The sequence below is a fragment of the Photobacterium makurazakiensis genome (genome assembly GCF_050336715.1).
In the GTDB taxonomy this organism is placed as follows: domain Bacteria; phylum Pseudomonadota; class Gammaproteobacteria; order Enterobacterales; family Vibrionaceae; genus Photobacterium; species Photobacterium makurazakiensis.
Genome location: NZ_JAKJSJ010000029.1, coordinates 1 through 17,650, shown reverse-complemented (window position 1 = coordinate 17,650; position 17,650 = coordinate 1). Strand labels below are relative to the sequence as shown.

Below are 17,650 nucleotides of genomic sequence, written 5' to 3'. Positions count from 1 at the left end.
TTGATCAGGTACAATTGCCCGTAATTTCGTTTAAATATGGCATTCAACTGCTCGTTCCCGGTTTCAAAAGCCCCTAAGTTGTTGCAATGTCACTGTTATACCAACTATGAGGTTTCTCTCTTGTCTACGACTCCGAAACGGCCTGATACGTCAAAAGCCCGTATTGCCAATGCCGTCCTCGACTGGAATGATTCAGGTACCCCTGTTTCTAATGACTTTGATGATGTTTATTTTTCCAATGCCAATGGGCTGGAAGAAACCCGCTATGTTTTCTTAAAACAAAACGGCTTACCTGAGCGATGGCATGACTTCGACCGTCGCCGCTTTGTTGTCGCTGAAACTGGTTTTGGCACCGGGTTGAACTTTCTTGCCGTCTGGCAATGGTTTAAGGCTTTTCGCCAGGCAAACCCTGAAGCTGCGACCAAAGAGCTGCACTTTATCAGCTTTGAAAAATTCCCGGTCACTAAAGCGGATTTGATAAAAGCCCACGAATCGTGGCCAGAACTTGCTGAATTCGCTGAACAGCTGCATTCCCACTACCCGCCTGCCGTCGCAGACTGTCAGCGTATTGTGCTTGAAGATGGCATGATCACCCTCGACTTATGGTTTGGCGATATCAAAGACTGTATGCCTCAAGTATGGACCAACGAGCAAGGTATTGTTGATACGTGGTTCCTTGATGGTTTTGCACCAAGCAAAAATCCAGAAATGTGGAATCAAGACCTATTCAATGGCATGGCGAAACTGGCTCGAGTCGGCTGTACCACAGCGACCTTCACCGCTGCAGGCTTTGTACGCCGAGGGCTGATTGAGGCGGGCTTTGAGATGAGCAAAGTCAAAGGCTTTGGTACCAAGCGCGACATGCTGGCAGGGAGTATCGTAGAAAGAAAACATGGTGCGAATACCAAACCTTGGTATGCCAGACAACCGGCGTCAATACAAAGTAGTCATGATGATATTGCGATCATCGGTGGTGGTATTGCCTCTGCCACAACGGCACTATCACTCGCCCGCCGAGGGGTAAATGTGACGATATATTGTTCCGATGAGTTACCAGCAGAAGGTGCATCGGGCAACCGCCAAGGCGCGGTATACCCATTACTTAATGGGTCTAACGATGCCCTGTCGCGTTTTTTTGCCCCCGCGTTTTTGTATGCCCGTCAATTTGTCGAGCAAGCAGCACTCAAGAAAACATTTGCACATAGCTGGTGTGGCGTAATTCAGCTGGCTTGGAGTGATACAGCCTCCAATAAGCTTGATAAAATGCTGTCAGGCGGCTTCCCTGAAGCACTTATCCGTCAGCTGGATACTGAGCAGACCCAAACTATAACAGGCGTTGAAACTGGCCATAGCAGCGTTAATTATCCGCTTGGTGGTTGGTTATGCCCGCAAGCACTTACTCGCGCTTTGCTTGAGCTTGCGATTGAAACTGGCCACTTAACACTGAAAACTCAGATAGACATTTGCAAACTCGAATCCAGTGAAAACAAAGGGAATGAAGGCGCTAGTGAAGATACTGATGAAGGAAGCCAAAGCTGGCTCCTGACCGATACTCAGCAGCAACAATATCAACACCAGTGTGTGATTGTGGCCAACGGCCACCGTTTTGCTGAATTTGAACAAACTGAAACGATCCCTGCTTACTCAGTACGTGGGCAAGTCAGCCATGTCCCGACTAATGACGCATTATCCCAATTAAAAACAGTGCTGTGTTATGACGGCTATCTTACCCCTGTCAATACCAATGAGAGTGGCTTTAGTGGCACGCATTGCATTGGTGCAAGCTACCGCCGTAGCAGCACTGATTTAACCTTCAATGATGATGAGCATAACGACAATAAACAGCGCTTGGTAAACTGCCTGCCGAGCGTGAGTTGGCCAACTGAGATTGATATGTCAGAGAACCAAGCTCGAGCTGGTGTGCGTTGTGCAAGCCGTGATCACCTGCCTTTTGTTGGGGACGTATGCCAATACGATAATCTCATTGCGCAATATGCTGATTTGAGAGACAACCAAGACTCTGCTCAGCCTGTTCCGGTTTACCCTAATTTGTACGCCATGGTGGGGTTAGGCTCACGCGGTTTAAGTTCAGCCCCATTATTGGGTGAGCTTCTTGCATCGCAGCTCTGTGGTGATCCACTGCCTCTGCCTAATGACGTATTAGACGCATTACACCCAGGGCGCATGTGGGTAAGACGTTTGGTAAGAGGAAAGCAGCTATCTTAAGCAGAGCATACCTCTTAAACGCAGCATATCTTTTAAACACACTGTAGCGAAGACCGTTTACTATCAAGCGAAACTAAAACGAGAGGCATAAGCCTCTCGTTTTCTTAAAGCACTAGAAATTACTCAACAGCCGCTGTTACTGGTGGCGCAGGATCATCGCCACCGCCACTGTCAGACACAGCAACCCCAATCACAATCGCAGCCACCCCCACAGCCAGTACCGTTGCGGTTAATCCACCAGCCGAAGCCGCAAATGCGGTGTCTACGCCTGCCGCCGTGCCTTTCGCACCCGCGTCAGCCGTCGCCTTAGAAGCCGTTGATGAAGTCACCGTTGTCGTAGGAGGCGTAGCTGTCGAAGGAGAGGAAGTCGTTGCCGGCGTATCGGCCGCATGGGCCGACAAGCTCAACATTCCCAGTGCAGCCAGCGCAATCACTGTTGTTCTCATAAAGCATCCCCACTATTCACTCACCTAACTACACCTAGCTACGCGAGCAACACTCTCTTATTGATATGTTTGTAATTATAGTTGGGATTGACTAAATCGTATGACAGAAAAATGCTACTAACTGCTCGCTATCCTACCTATCATCAGGCATTTATTAATAAGCTATTGAGCTAAAAAGAAAAGCGCAAGGTATATACCTTGCGCTTTTTTGAGAATCATAGGCTAAGTTAACGTAGATTAGAGCTAACTTTAACCAGCTTAGTCTTAGTCTTAGTCTTAGTCTTAGTCAGCACCGAATAAATCACGGGTATACACTTTGTCAGCGACATCTTCGAGCTCTTCGACCATACGATTTGAGACAATGACATCCGACATCTGCTTAAACTCTTCGATATTAGCTATCACTTTCGACTGGAAGAATTCAGACTCTTTGAGTACTGGTTCAAACACCACCACTTTAATGCCTTTCGCTTTAATCCGCTTCATGATGCCTTGAATTGACGATGCACGGAAATTATCGGAACCCGCTTTCATGATCAGACGGTATACACCGACCACCTTAGGTTTTCTCGCGATAATAGAATCAGCAATAAAATCTTTACGTGTACGGTTGGCATCAACAATCGCACCAATAATATTGTTTGGTACTTTATTGTAATTTGCTAGTAACTGTTTGGTATCTTTCGGTAAACAGTAGCCACCATAACCAAACGACGGGTTGTTATAGTGGTTACCAATTCGCGGATCTAAACCGACACCTTCAATGATCTGACGACTATCTAAACCATGTGCTTCAGCATACGAATCTAATTCATTGAAATAAGCTACACGCATGGCTAGATAGGTATTAGAGAACAGCTTAACGGCTTCCGCTTCAGTTGAGTCGGTATATAAAACGTCAATATCTTCTTTGATTGCACCTTGGGCAAGCAGATTAGCAAACACTTCAGCACGTTCAGACTTCTCACCCACGATAATACGAGAAGGATGAAGATTATCGTACAATGCTCGGCCTTCACGTAAAAATTCTGGCGAGAAAATAATATTTTCACAACCAAGTTCTTGTTTTACGCGCTCGGTGTAGCCGACTGGTACCGTCGACTTGATCACCATAACTGCCGATGGGTTTATTGCCATCACATCTTTAATCACCGCCTCAACTGACGATGTATTAAAGTAGTTATGTATCGGATCGTAGTCGGTTGGTGTTGCAATAATCACGAATTCTGCGTTTTGGTAAGCAATTTGCTTATCCGTAGTTGCAACAAGATTTAATGGCATTTCAGACAAATACTGAGAGATTTCTTTATCTTCAATTGGAGAAAGGCGCTGATTAATCTGTTCAACTTTTTCAGGCACGATGTCTAGTGCAATCACGTCATTATGCTGTGCGAGCAATACTGCATTAGAAAGCCCTACATACCCTGTACCCGCAACGGTAATTTTCATTACTCAACCTCAAAACTGTTAGGAGTCTAACTTGAAACAAGTCAGTCGAACTATCAAGCTAGTCTTATATCAATGCTGTCTTAATTTCAAAGCAAAATCCATACCACTTACTTCAAGAAAGTTCTCAAGAACTTGATTTAATATAATTCGATACCATAAGGATAAAATAATACCTTAATGAGTATTTGCGAAATAGTATTAGTGAAAATTAAAATCCTATATGGAACTAAACAGCCTTTGTAAACGATGGTTGTTCTGCAGCAAGTACAATATCACAGTGAGGTTTTATTTTTTTCAACGCTTTAGCGAGTGCCTTTTGAGATTGATAGTCACCATGTACAATATGGATCCGAGAAGGCCCCCGCTCAATATTGTCTACAAACTTTATTAGATCTGCCTGATCTGCATGGGCAGAGTATCCAGAAATACTGTGAATTTTAGCATTAACCTTAACGGAGTAATTATTAATGTTCACACGCTCTTTACCCCGAACTAATTGCGCACCCAATGTTCCCCGAGCTTGGTAACCCACCATCAACACATCAGTACGTTCATCAGGCAACAATGCTTCAAGATAATTCATTATTCGCCCACCGGTACACATCCCACTGGCTGCAACCACAATAGCGGGTTCACCTGACACTTTTAGCCGATTCACTAACGCCATGTGTTCTTGATGACTGTTAACCGTAATGCACTGAGAAAAAGACAGAGGATGACGACCGCTAAGAACGCGTTGTTTGGCTTCTTTGGTCCATAAGCGCTGAAACAGTTCATACTGCTCGGTAATGTCTGCGGCTAATGGGGAATCAAGAATAATAGGAAGACGCTTCCAGTTAAGCGAAGAAAGGAGAGGATCAGACGGTGCATTGAGCGGTTTTGTACAAGTTGGAAACTGAGCGATGATATTCTCAAGGTCAAATAAGAGCTCTTGTGTTCTCCCGACACTGAATGCGGGAATGAGGATCACGCCACCATCTTGTAATGAGCGCTTGATCAACAACTCTAAACGATGACTTCGTTCACAAATACTCTCGTGGTGTTTTTGACCATAGGTACTTTCAATCACTAAAGTATCAGCGTGTTCTGGCGAGATAGGATCAACCAGTAAAGGCGTATTACAAGGCCCTAAATCACCGGAGAAGACTACTGTTTCGTTATTAGGTAACTCTAGCTCGATATACGCCGACCCTAAGATATGACCCGCAGGTTTAAAACACGCAATGATCCGCTCTCCATTCGGCAATGTGATCGGTGCAAGCCCGTTATAAGGCACTGGACGAAGCAGGCTGTTGACCAAATCGATGAAGCTCGAACGCTGCTGACTATTGAGGTTAAGCTGAATCTTCAAACCATCGTCAAGCATCAGCGGCAACAAGGCCGCCGTCGCTTCCGTCGCGTAAATCGGGCCTCGAAAGCCTGCGGCCAATAGCCAAGGTATTCGACCAATATGATCAATATGACAATGCGTGATTAACAAGGCTTGAATGTGATCTACGGGGAATTCAATGTTCAAAGAATGATGAGATTCATCACCTTGAAACAGACCGCAGTCAATTAGCACCCCATACTGACCCAACCGAAGCTCATGACATGAACCTGTTACACCAGAACTCGCACCATGATGAATGATCTGCACGACGTTACCCTCAAAAGTTAATCAAGGGATAATGACAAAAGCAAACCGGGGAAGCAGCAGTACAAAAGCAATGCACGAGGGATATCACGAAAAAAAGCGCAAGAACTAACGCTTTCAAACAGAAAAAGAACACCGAGCCGTAACTAAAATTCAATCACTGAACAAGCATATTAAAAAATGAATAAGGCGAAGAAACCCCACCTTACTATTATGCAGATTGTCAATAATTTGACTATAATGACAATCATAAACAATTAAGCATTAATACAAAATGTAACGCAGGTCACTTTTTGACCAACAAAAGAAAAGCAACAACAAAAGTCACTTTCTTGTCATATGCCTCAGGTGTAATATTTCGAGGTTTTATATTCCTCATAGGAAAACAGCATGGACAGTCGACTCATCATTATTTTCTTTTTTTCGTTTTTTAGCTTAGTCACATTAAGGAAACTGGCTAAGAAAATAGATCTTGTCGATATCCCTACAGGCAGAAAGCAACATCAAGGCAGCATTCCATTAATTGGTGGCGCCGCTATCTTCCTCTCCGTCTGTTTAGCCATTGCCACCTCCCCAGTAATGCTTCCTCACGACACATTATATTTATTGTGTGCACTGACCTTAGTCGCAACAGGCATAATGGATGACAAATATGATATCAGCGTAAAAGCCAGATTACTCATCCAGGCCATTATCTCATTAAGCATGATTGTCGCGGGCTCAATGTCACTGAGTCAGCTCGGTGATCTTGTTGGCCTAGGTAATATTTCATTGGGTACAACGGCAAGCTATGCCATAACAACACTCGCTATTATTGGTGCCATTAACGCCTTTAACATGGTGGATGGTATAGATGGCTTATTAGGTGGCTTGGCTGTCGTCACCTTTACCTCACTTGGTCTTTTATTTTTGACTAACGATCAGTTAGGTATCTATCACTTTTGCTTAGTCATTGTTGTTGCGGCGGTTCCTTACATCATGCTCAACCTCGGTTTCCCATTAGGTCAACGATATAAAGTGTTCATGGGCGATGCGGGCAGTGTCTTCATTGGTTTTACCGTCGTCTGGCTTTTAATTAGCGGGACCCAATCTGATAGTCCCTCATTTCGACCCGTTACGGCGTTATGGTTAATCGCCTTGCCTTTAATGGACATGGCAACCATTATGATCCGACGTATCCGTAAAGGCCAATCACCGTTCAAGCCCGACCGTGAACACTTGCACCACATCTGCCAGCGTATCGGCTTGTCATCAAGAATGACACTGCTCAGTATATGCACTTTCGCTAGCACACTTGCCTACATCGGGATCATCGGTGAGCAATACCAGGTTGAAGAAACAACGATGTTCTTCTCGTTTATGATGGTATTTGTCATTTACTACACCACAATTTGCCATATTTGGCGGATCACAACATTCATACGTAAAGTATGGCTGCGATCTATATCGTCCATCCCCCACCAGAGTAAGAACAACAATACTGAAGTGTAAATAAGCCTTTCCCCGAAGGAAGCCAACAAAAAGTACAAACTGTGCGTTAGCTTCCTTTGCATCCCATTGGGTTGTTTTCAATCGACCGCCCAATCAAACACCACATTCTGTATATCAATACCATTTAGCACCTCAAGCCTATCGCAATTGCTTGTTATAAAATTAAGAAAAGAGCACATTTTTGTCATGTTCGAGAGGAGATAACTATACAAAAAGCAATTACAGAATATACTCAAGTTAAGGGCAATATCGCGGCTTAGGAGGACATGATGATTTTTAATCAACAACTCAATAAACAGCCACTCTTAACACCAGGCTTCGCGATAGACATAGTATTTATTGGCCTGCTAAAAGTTTCGCTCTATCTTGATGAACTTGAAAAATACGATAAAAAGGCCAAAGCTCTCAGAAGGGAAGATAGACAGCAGTAACCCCTCCCCCGCTTTATTTCTCGTTGCGATTGGGTACGTCCATATGTAGATCAATCGGTTTGTTGGTACCAAACAACTTATGGATGAAGGTAGTGATCCGCCAGATATGGCTGATCACGAAAAAATACGCCGCAAACACCACTAAGAAGCTCACAAACATCACCGCTTCTCGCACTTCATTCATATCAGACCAGATACCGATTGCCGCCAGCAAGGTCGCCATCAAACAAATCACCACTAAAGACATGCCGGATGACAAACCAATGCGCTGACAGATATGATGTAGATGCTCGCGATCCGGTTTGAATGGCGACTGGCCCTTACGGATACGACGCACCATGATGGTCGCCATATCCATGAGTGGAACAGCAATTAGCCATAGCGCCGTAACTGGACGGATAGAGGTTGTTCCCGTTGTTTGTGTTGCTTCAATGAGCAACCAAATCACAGTGAAGCCAATAAAAATGCTACCGGCATCCCCCATAAAGACTTTAAATCGACGCCCAAATGGGATCCCGAGATTTAGCATGATATACGGCAGCATTGCGACCACAATCAAAGCACACACCATCGCCAGTGCACTGTTCCCGTCCATCAAGAACATAAAGCCCAACGCAGCGAAGGTAACAGAGGCCAAGCCCCCTAATAAACCATCGATGCCATCGACCATATTAAACGCATTAATTGCACCAATCACCCCCAACACCGTAATGACATAACTCATCCCGATAGACAGCTGTATGGCTTCACTCCCCATTAGATAACCTAAATTATGCAAGCTCATATCCCCAATGACCATCATCACCAAAGAGACACCCGCTTGTATAACAAGGCGTATTTTGAAGCTGATATCATAACGGTCATCAATCACACCGGTGATCACAAGAATGGTCGCGCATACCAAAAAGAGAACACTGTTTGGTGATAGGTCTGAGAACAACAGAAAAGTCATCGCAGTAGTGGAAAAAATTGAGACGCCTCCCACCAATGGGATCACCCCTTGGTGGTGCTTACGGGCATTGGGCTTATCAACCAAGCCAATGCGTTTGGCCAACTTACGAAAGGTGAACAAGCTACAAAACGATAGCAGGAAAACAAAAATTAAAGCGGTGGCTGTCATGTGGAATTAATTCTTATACGTTTATATTAACAAGTGCTCGACGTGCCTATTAACTAAAACGCGCCATGATACAAAATTACGTCGATTTTTTGACGCTGCTATTCTAACCAAGCTGATTAAAATTGCTATCTAAACTGACCAAAATGAGAAGTAAGCTAAAACAAAAAAGCGGCGTATTCTCGCGAATACGCCGCTTTAATTTAGCTGCTAGGTCTTGGTTAATTAAGCCTGTTTGACCGCTTCTGCTATGTGGTTAGCCCATTGCACAGCAAGTGCTTCCGATTCGGCCTCAACCATGACGCGAATGAGTGGCTCCGTGCCCGATTTACGCAACAAAATCCGACCTTTAGGTGTTTCAGTGCCCACTTCTAATGCTTTTTCAGCCTCGACCAGTGCCGCTTTGACCAAGTCAGACTCTAAAGGCTGAGTCTCGCCACTAAAGCGAACATTCACCAATATTTGTGGCATCATTGGCATATCAGCCAACAAGGTATCGAGTGTTTGACCGCTACGTTTAACAACCGCTAGCACCTGCAGAGCAGCAACAATCGCATCACCCGTGGTCACCAAGTTACGGCAAATGACATGGCCAGAGTTTTCACCGCCTAGCCACCAGTTACGTGCTAACAATTGCTCCATCACATATCGGTCGCCCACATTGGCGCGAACAAACGGAATACCTAGCTTACCTAGCGCAACTTCTAAGCCCATGTTCGACATCAAGGTGCCGATGACGCCCCCTTTTAGCTCACCATCAAGCAATGCTTGCTTTGCCAATACATACAGCAGTTGGTCACCATCGGCGACATTACCTTGGCTGTCGACCATCATGATACGGTCGCTGTCGCCATCAAGGGCAATACCTAAGTCGGCCTGTGACTCGACAACGGTCTTTTGCACCAACGCCATCGACGTTGCACCGCAGTTATCATTAATATTCAGGCCATTGGGCTTGTCACCTATTGAGATGACCTCAGCCCCTAGCTCACGAAACACCGACGGTGCAATGTGGTAAGCCGCGCCATTGGCACTATCAACAACTAACTTTATACCAGCCAGCGATAGCACTGATGGGAATGTGCCTTTACAAAACTCAATGTAGCGGCCTGCCGCATCGTCCATGCGCTTTGCTTTACCCAGTAAATCAGAGCTGACACATTCAATGTCTTTATCTAATTCGGCTTCAATCGCCAGCTCGACCTCATCAGGTAATTTCTCACCCGATGCAGAAAAGAACTTAATGCCGTTATCGTAATACGGGTTATGTGACGCACTAATCACAATGCCCGCTTCAGCGCGGAATGTTTTGGTTAAATAAGCCACTGCTGGTGTCGGAATAGGACCGGTTAAAATGGCATTAATGCCGGCAGCAGACAGGCCAGCCTCTAAAGCTGATTCCAGCATATAACCTGAAATACGGGTATCTTTACCGATGATCACTTTCTTGGTGCCAAGACGTGATAAAACGCGCCCAGCCGCCCAACCTAGCTTAAGTGCAAAATCAGGGGTAATAGGGTATTCACCCACCTTGCCGCGTACGCCATCGGTGCCAAAATATTTTCTAGTCATAATTTTTATCTATTTAAGAGTTTTCTAATAATTCGTTTTTGTATTATTTGATTTTTACTGGACGCTGCCAATCACGCTTCACTTTTGGTGAGACGCGGGTGATCACCAATTCATTTTCACCAACATTTTTATTAATCGTCGATCCTGCTCCAATGGTCGCACCATTGGCAATATCAACAGGGGCGATTAATTGACTGTCAGAGCCAACAAACACATCATCACCAATGGTGGTTTTAAACTTATTTGCACCATCATAATTACAAGTAATTGTTCCGGCACCGATATTCACGCGCTCGCCAATCTCTGCATCACCTAAATAGGTCAGGTGATTGGCTTTTGAACCTTGCCCTAACGTGACTTTCTTGGTCTCAACAAAGTTACCAACATGTGCGTCATTTTTAAGCTCAGTACCCGGACGTAATCGGCTGAATGGGCCAACGGTACAGGCTTCACCAATAATCGTATCTTCAATCACACTATAAGGGCGGATCAGCGTATCATCAGCAATCGTACAGTTTTTGAGTACAGAGCCCGCCCCAACAATCACGTTATTACCCAGTATTACCTTGCCTTCAATAATAACATTGATATCTATATCGACATCCGTACCGCACTGCAGCTGACCACGTAAATCAAAACGGCTGGGATCTTTAAGCATCACGCCTTGTTCCAGCAGCTTTTCCGCTTCTTTCGCTTGATAAGCACGCTCTAGCCTTGCAAGTTGAATACGGTTATTAACACCTTCAACTTCAATGGCATCAAGCGGATGAACCGCCTCGATGGCGCGCCCTTCATCATGGGCAAGGCCAATAATGTCGGTTAAGTAATACTCGCCTTGTGCATTGTCATTGCTGAGCAGTGAGAGCCAACGTTTCAAGTCTTTACCTGTTGCAACTAACACACCGGTATTCACTTCATTAATGAGCTTTTGCTCTTCAGACGCATCTTTTTGCTCAACAATAGCAACCACAGGGCCATTACGACGAATGATACGCCCATACCCCATTGGGTTATCAAGTACCACAGTCAGCAATGCAATCCCACCTATAGGCTGGGCCTCAAGCAAGTTGTGCAATGTTTGTGGGCTAATCAGTGGTACATCACCATATAAAACCAACACCTTTTCATCGTCAGAGAATTCTGAAGAAGCCTGATCAACCGCATGCCCTGTACCAAGCTGCTCGGCTTGCAGCACCCAATTAACCTTCTGTTCTGCCAACACGGTCTGCATCATGTCGCCACCGTGACCATACACTAAGTGTATCTGGTTCACATTAAGCGCATGACAAGCATCCATCACATGGGTAACCATGGGTTTGCCTGCAAGCGTATGTAAAACCTTAGGTAGGTTGGAATACATCCGCGTACCTTTTCCCGCGGCTAAAATAACTGCACTGAAATTCATTTCAAACTCCAAAAAAACATAAAAAAATGCTGCGCCTATTAAATAGGTGCAGCATTCAAAAATTAAAACTACCGCAAAGATGTTAGTTTTTCTTTCTTTTATTACTTTCTATTTATTATCGACATTGGTTGATGTCGCTTCCATATTGAAATCAATCGGCTTATTGGTGCCAAATAGTTTGTGAATAAACGTGATAATGCGCCAAATATGACTAATCACGAAAAAGTAAACAGCAAACACCGCAAGGAAACTGAAGAACATCAGCGACTCACGGACATCATTCATATCCGCCCAAATGCCAATTGCGGCCATGATGGTTGCCATGGAACAAATCAACACTAATGACATGCCTGACGATAATCCAATTCGCTGACAAATATGATGAAGGTGTTCACGATCAGGCTTAAATGGCGAATGGCCCTTACGAATACGGCGGATCATGATAGTAACCATGTCCATGAGTGGGATAGCAATCAACCATAATGCTGTCACAGGCTGAAACGCGTAGGCTTCTGGTTCTTGAGAGCCGCGGATCAACATCCACACCGCTGCGAAACCAATGAACATACTGCCTGCATCACCCATGAATACCTTGAAACGACGCCCTAACGGAATACCAAGGTTCAACATGATATAAGGGATCATAGCGGTCACAATCAACAAGCAAACAGTGGCTAAGTACTCATTACCAGAGATATAGAACACCCAACCTAACGCGCCAAACGTCACAGATGCCAAACCACCCAGTAGGCCATCAATACCATCGACCATATTAAACGCATTAATTGCACCAATTACACCAAACACCGTGACAATGCCACTGAATAACGGCGAAAACATCAGCGTTTCACTACCCATTAAGTAACCCAGGTTATGTAAACTATGGCCGCCGATATGGATCATAGCTAGCGAGATAGCCGCTTGAACCACCAAGCGAATTTTAAAACTGAGATCATAGAAATCATCTAACGCACCTAGCACCACTAAGACCACGGCACAGCTTAAGAACAGGATTAGATTATTAGAAAGGGGTAAAAATAATAAGAAACTAATAAAGATAGTTGTCAAAATTGAAATCCCACCCACTAAAGGCACGACGCCCTGATGGAATTTTCTCGCGTTAGGCTTATCCACTAAACCAATGCGTTTAGCAACCTTACGGAAAATAAACAAGCTGCAAAACGACACAACAAAAACAAAAACAAATGCGGTAAATGTCATAACATTATTCTTTTATATAAAAGTGGCGATGATCGCCACCGTATTTTATCGTCAGGATTACTGATTACCGATTACCGACAATAGTAATTTTAACCAACCAACTTCAACGTGCTATTAGTTTGAACTAAAGACTGAAGATAAGCGGTAAAGTCATCACCAAGGGCATCGTGACGCATGCCATATTCAACGAACGCTTTAAGGTAGCCTAACTTGTCACCACAGTCGTGAGACTTACCTGTCATGTGGAAGGCTTCCACTGTTTCCTCTGCCATTAGCATATCAATGGCATCGGTCAGTTGAATTTCATCACCGGCACCAGGCGGTGTGATCGCCAGCTTGTCCCAAATCTTTGATGACAATACATAACGGCCAACAACGGCGAGGTTTGATGGTGCCTCTTCAACCGCTGGCTTTTCAACCATGGCCGTCATTGAATGTGATTGACCACCCGAGAGCTCAGCACCACCGCAGTCAACCACGCCGTATTTAGAGACATCTTGCATAGGTACAGGCTCGACCATGATTTGACTTGCCTGTGTTGCCTCGAAACGTGCCACCATCGCCGCCAAGTTTTCACTGGTTTGGTCAGCCGTGAATTCATCTAAAATCACATCGGGCAGTACCACCGTAAATGGTGCATCACCCACTAGTGGTTTGGCACACAATACTGCATGGCCTAAGCCTTTTGCATGACCTTGGCGCACATGCATAATCGTCACATCAGGTGGGCAGATAGATTGTACTTCATCAAGCAATTGGCGCTTAACACGCTTTTCGAGCGTCGCTTCAAGCTCATAAGAGGTGTCAAAGTGATTTTCAATCGCATTCTTTGAAGAATGTGTTACCAGCACAATTTCTTTAATGCCAGCAGCCACACACTCATTCACGATATATTGAATCAGCGGTTTATCAACAATGGGTAGCATTTCTTTTGGAATGGCTTTAGTTGCTGGAAGCATACGCGTGCCTAGCCCTGCCACTGGAATGACAGCTTTTGTTATTTTATTCATTAAATGTCCTTAATAGAGCCAACGTACCTGTCGTTCTATATTAAAGTAACGTCTTACGTATATTGATAAGTAATCAACAAATTCAAAACTGGATACTACCAACAAATGATAAAGGCATAATGGCAATGAAGAGACAAATGTATGTCCCTTAATCATCAATTAAATTTAAGGCTTAGAGGGTAAACCGCTAAATACTCAATAAGATTGCAATGATTAGTCACTGCCGAACAAATCGCGGGTATAAACTTTATCGGCGACATCTTCAAGTTCAACCGCCATACGGTTAGACACAATGACATCTGACATGGCTTTGAACTCGGCAAAGTCTTCGATAACCGCTGAGTGGAAGAATTCTTTTTCTTCCAGTACGGGTTCGTATACCACCACTTCAATGCCTTTGGCTTTCAAGCGCTTCATGATACCCTGAATGCTGGATGCGCGGAAATTATCTGAGCCCGACTTCATGATTAAGCGGTAAATGCCCACACGTTTAGGATTACGCTTCAGAATAGAGTCGGCAACGAAATCTTTACGTGTTGTATTCGCTTCTACGATTGCACCAATAATGCTGTTCGGTACATCGGCATAGTTAGCACGAAGTTGTTTGGTATCTTTCGGTAAACAATAACCACCGTAACCAAATGATGGATTATTGTAATGGCTACCAATACGTGGGTCTAAACCCACACCTTCAATGATTTGACGTGAATCTAAGCCATGTGATTCAGCATACGAATCTAACTCGTTAAAATAGGCTACACGCATCGCAAGATAGGTATTAGAGAAAAGCTTCACCGCTTCCGCTTCTGTCGAGTCGGTAAAAAGCACTTCGATGTCTTCTTTAATTGCACCTTCAATCAACAAGTTGGCAAAAACTTGTGCTCGTTCACTACGCTCACCAACAATAATACGAGATGGGTGAAGATTATCGTACAGTGCACGACCCTCACGCAAAAACTCAGGCGAGAATAATAAGTTCTCGCAACCAAACTCTTGTTTAAGACGCGCGGTATAACCCACAGGAACGGTTGATTTGATCACCATGACCGCACTGGGGTTAATAGCCATGACATCTTTAATTACCGCTTCAACAGAAGAGGTATTAAAGAAGTTATTCTCAACGTCGTAATCTGTCGGCGTTGCGATTACTACATAGTCAGCATTTTTATACGCTAACTCTTTATCCAGTGTGGCAATGAAGTTTAACGGCTTATTCGCCAGAAAATCTTCAATTTCTGTATCAACAATTGGCGATAACTTATCGTTTAATAGCTTAACTTTTTCTTCAATAATATCGACAGCAATAACTTCATGATGCTGTGCTAGCAGCATCGCATTTGACAGGCCAACATAGCCCGTACCTGCAATGGCAATTTTCATATTAAGTAGTCCAAATAAATTTCAACAAAAAAATCCTACAAACATTTCAAAAAATTTAAGCGTGCATTACCAAAGTCTTAAATGCCATTCCAGCTATCATAACCCGACAAAACACCAGACATCGAAAGTAAAATAATGTCTAAGAATTTATGTTTACTTTGCTTTCTTATCTAAGGTCTTTGATAGCTTAGATAGGTTCTTTAGTTCGCTCACCTTTAGTCTCCGAAGTGATATCGGAGTAATTTAAAATAATTACAATGCTCTACAAAGCGTTATTTGATTTCATCAGGCTACATTAAACTACTGGAAGTGTTATTACCTAATCAGTTAATTAGTAATCTTCGCTCAGCCGTTATATATCATCAACTTTCATGCAATTTCCCTGTCAGCATTCCTACTGCACAACGGAACTTAGCACAAAACTCTCGGATAGTTTGAGCCATTCACCGTACTCACCTCCAACTTTTCAAGAATCGTGTTTTGCATAATCTGATATAACCGCATTTATCTGACTGCACTTATTGCCTTAACATCTACACTAACTGCCAATAATCCAGTAATAATATTCTATCTCAGAGCTAAGTGAAGTGCCTTGCTATGGCACAAAAACCTAACAAAGTTAATAAGAGTAAGGTATCGAACTACCATTTTGAGTATAGTGCCAACAAGTGTAAGAGTGAATACGCAATAACCGCACGTACAAGATTAAGATCAACATACCTCATACAACTTAGCAGGACCTTTTAATAGTTTGGGCTTCCTTCCCTGAAGCGTCCTCTTTGTTTCCTTTTTATGCCTCAAGTGTAATGCCTTAGTTGAGGGTATGCACAAACCAGAAATATCGTTAAATGCTTACTCAGATCCGAAGCGAGATCGAGTATTTTACCCCCCCCTTTCAGAACCGTATCCACTTAAAATACCAAGTGACAGTGTCTCGAATAATGGCATACGCAGATACATCGGTGGCAAACACTTGGTTAAGCAATCCATTACATTTACAAGCCAAACACAGTGCATGCTCTTTGATAATACACGTATAATGGAGAGCTTTGAGAAAAACGTGCTTAAATCACTCTAACCAATAATGAACACAGACTAGATAAATAAAGTAAGTCTAGTTTGCGAATTGGGGGGATATGAAAAACTTAAGATGTCCTGTATTTTTCGTAGTTGACTACCTCAAAATATCACTAAATAAATTTATTTTCGAAATACAGCTCTATATGCGTAAAAAACAAAACACTCAACAGACTCTAATAAAGATAACCTTTCAATCTTTCTATATATTTCCCACTGTCTTTTTGCTTTTTTAAATTTATTCCTAGATATTGAATTAGGAACAATCCTATATTGGGTCAATACGTCACTATAAGCATGTGCTCTCGTACCAGTCTTTAGTAGTTTTAACCAAAGAGCATAATCTTGCCCAGTTCTAATTAGAGGCATAGATAAATCATCGAACTTACTTCGTCTTAACATTACTGTAGAACACCCGAGCGTCGCTTTTTTTCGAAGCATATCTTTGTAAGAAACAGGCTCAGTCAAATGAGTATCAACACTTGCTCCAATACGTACTCCAGTCTCATCAATTAGTTCATATGAAGTAAAAGAAAAGTCAATCGAATTGTTAGTCATGAAAGACACCTGTTTAGCAAGCTTATTAGGTAGCCAAAGATCATCACTATCGATAAATGCTATAAACTCTCCTGAAGCATATGAAATAGAGTTATTTCTGGTAACAGCAGCACCAGAATTAACAGTATTTCGCTTAAGAATTATTCTTTCATCTGATTCAGCTAATCTTTTCAAAATACCATAAGATTCATCGGTCGAACAATCATCGGTAACTATCCATTCAAAATTTGAATGGGACTGATCGCGTATTGTTCTGTAGGTTTTCTCTATCCATTTTTCACAATTAAAACTAGGTGTAATAATCGATACTTTCATAAGGTTTACCTTAGAACGACAGTAATAAATTAGCACTGAAATAATTAAATGCTATGCTGAAAATTCATTTAAAAACTGATTTTTTTTTCATTAAAACAAAGGCATGGTATATTATAACGAAAAAAAGAACATCTGTATAATGTCCAAAAAATGCAACAGTATCCAGCTGAAATCTAATAATTAAAATAAATAGAACCAACAAACTATAAAGATCTTTAAAAGCAAAAACAGAAATAGCAAAGCAAGATAATAACACAAAAAACAAAGCCATAAAACCAAATTTAAAATTCATTAATATAAATGAATTATGTGGATT

Annotated in this window: 14 protein-coding genes; 3 read left to right on the top strand and 11 right to left on the bottom strand. The window is 43.0% G+C overall.

The window, feature by feature from the left end:
• The first annotated feature begins 120 nt into the window (after positions 1 to 120).
• Entirely contained in the window at positions 121 to 2,226 is a 2,106-nt protein-coding gene (mnmC, locus tag L4D09_RS13990) for a bifunctional tRNA (5-methylaminomethyl-2-thiouridine)(34)-methyltransferase MnmC2/FAD-dependent 5-carboxymethylaminomethyl-2-thiouridine(34) oxidoreductase MnmC1 (protein WP_428458131.1), read from the top strand.
• Between the two features lie 119 nt (positions 2,227 to 2,345).
• Here mnmC and L4D09_RS13985 read toward each other — a convergent pair whose 3' ends face one another.
• The 3 genes from L4D09_RS13985 to L4D09_RS13975 form a co-directional block, all read right to left on the bottom strand.
• Positions 2,346 to 2,672 carry a hypothetical protein gene (locus L4D09_RS13985; protein ID WP_428458130.1) on the bottom strand — a complete coding sequence of 109 codons (327 nt, stop codon included), beginning with the start codon at positions 2,670 to 2,672 and terminating at the stop codon, positions 2,346 to 2,348.
• A gap of 282 nt (positions 2,673 to 2,954) precedes the next feature.
• Positions 2,955 to 4,121 (bottom strand): nucleotide sugar dehydrogenase, encoded by a 1,167-nt coding sequence (locus L4D09_RS13980; RefSeq protein ID WP_428458129.1) that lies wholly within the window; start codon positions 4,119 to 4,121, stop codon positions 2,955 to 2,957.
• A 226-nt stretch (positions 4,122 to 4,347) separates the two neighbouring features.
• Positions 4,348 to 5,760, bottom strand: a complete 1,413-nt coding sequence (locus tag L4D09_RS13975; RefSeq protein ID WP_428458128.1) for an MBL fold metallo-hydrolase RNA specificity domain-containing protein — start codon at positions 5,758 to 5,760, stop codon at positions 4,348 to 4,350.
• 387 nt (positions 5,761 to 6,147) lie between these two features.
• Between L4D09_RS13975 and wecA (L4D09_RS13970) the strand changes: the two genes are divergently transcribed.
• Both wecA (L4D09_RS13970) and L4D09_RS13965 read left to right on the top strand, forming a co-directional pair.
• The gene (gene wecA / locus L4D09_RS13970) at positions 6,148 to 7,248 is read left to right on the top strand and encodes a UDP-N-acetylglucosamine--undecaprenyl-phosphate N-acetylglucosaminephosphotransferase (RefSeq protein ID WP_428458127.1); all 1,101 of its coding nucleotides are present in this window, start codon (positions 6,148 to 6,150) and stop codon (positions 7,246 to 7,248) included.
• A gap of 269 nt (positions 7,249 to 7,517) precedes the next feature.
• Positions 7,518 to 7,679 (top strand): hypothetical protein, encoded by a 162-nt coding sequence (locus L4D09_RS13965; RefSeq protein WP_428458126.1) that lies wholly within the window; start codon positions 7,518 to 7,520, stop codon positions 7,677 to 7,679.
• 13 nt (positions 7,680 to 7,692) lie between these two features.
• On the opposite strand, the gene wecA (L4D09_RS13960) is transcribed toward L4D09_RS13965, so the two are convergent.
• From wecA (L4D09_RS13960) to L4D09_RS13925, 8 genes are all read right to left on the bottom strand, one after another.
• Entirely contained in the window at positions 7,693 to 8,799 is a 1,107-nt protein-coding gene (gene wecA, locus L4D09_RS13960; protein ID WP_428458125.1) for a UDP-N-acetylglucosamine--undecaprenyl-phosphate N-acetylglucosaminephosphotransferase, read from the bottom strand.
• A gap of 222 nt (positions 8,800 to 9,021) precedes the next feature.
• Positions 9,022 to 10,368, bottom strand: coding sequence for a phosphoglucosamine mutase (gene glmM, locus L4D09_RS13955; RefSeq protein WP_428458124.1), 1,347 nt, complete (start codon positions 10,366 to 10,368; stop codon positions 9,022 to 9,024).
• Between the two features lie 43 nt (positions 10,369 to 10,411).
• Complete coding sequence (glmU, locus tag L4D09_RS13950; protein WP_428458123.1) at positions 10,412 to 11,773, bottom strand: bifunctional UDP-N-acetylglucosamine diphosphorylase/glucosamine-1-phosphate N-acetyltransferase GlmU; 1,362 nt, start codon at positions 11,771 to 11,773, stop codon at positions 10,412 to 10,414.
• A gap of 108 nt (positions 11,774 to 11,881) precedes the next feature.
• Positions 11,882 to 12,994: a UDP-N-acetylglucosamine--undecaprenyl-phosphate N-acetylglucosaminephosphotransferase gene (wecA, locus tag L4D09_RS13945; RefSeq protein WP_428458122.1), complete on the bottom strand. Its 1,113-nt coding sequence runs from the start codon at positions 12,992 to 12,994 to the stop codon at positions 11,882 to 11,884.
• 89 nt (positions 12,995 to 13,083) lie between these two features.
• Complete coding sequence (gene galU / locus L4D09_RS13940) at positions 13,084 to 14,004, bottom strand: UTP--glucose-1-phosphate uridylyltransferase GalU (RefSeq protein ID WP_428458121.1); 921 nt, start codon at positions 14,002 to 14,004, stop codon at positions 13,084 to 13,086.
• Between the two features lie 213 nt (positions 14,005 to 14,217).
• Positions 14,218 to 15,384 carry a nucleotide sugar dehydrogenase gene (locus L4D09_RS13935; RefSeq protein ID WP_428458120.1) on the bottom strand — a complete coding sequence of 389 codons (1,167 nt, stop codon included), beginning with the start codon at positions 15,382 to 15,384 and terminating at the stop codon, positions 14,218 to 14,220.
• Between the two features lie 1,200 nt (positions 15,385 to 16,584).
• Positions 16,585 to 17,334: a glycosyltransferase family 2 protein gene (locus L4D09_RS13930; RefSeq protein WP_428458119.1), complete on the bottom strand. Its 750-nt coding sequence runs from the start codon at positions 17,332 to 17,334 to the stop codon at positions 16,585 to 16,587.
• A 64-nt stretch (positions 17,335 to 17,398) separates the two neighbouring features.
• On the bottom strand, positions 17,399 to 17,650 hold a 252-nt coding region (locus L4D09_RS13925), incomplete at its 5' end, for a hypothetical protein (protein ID WP_428458118.1).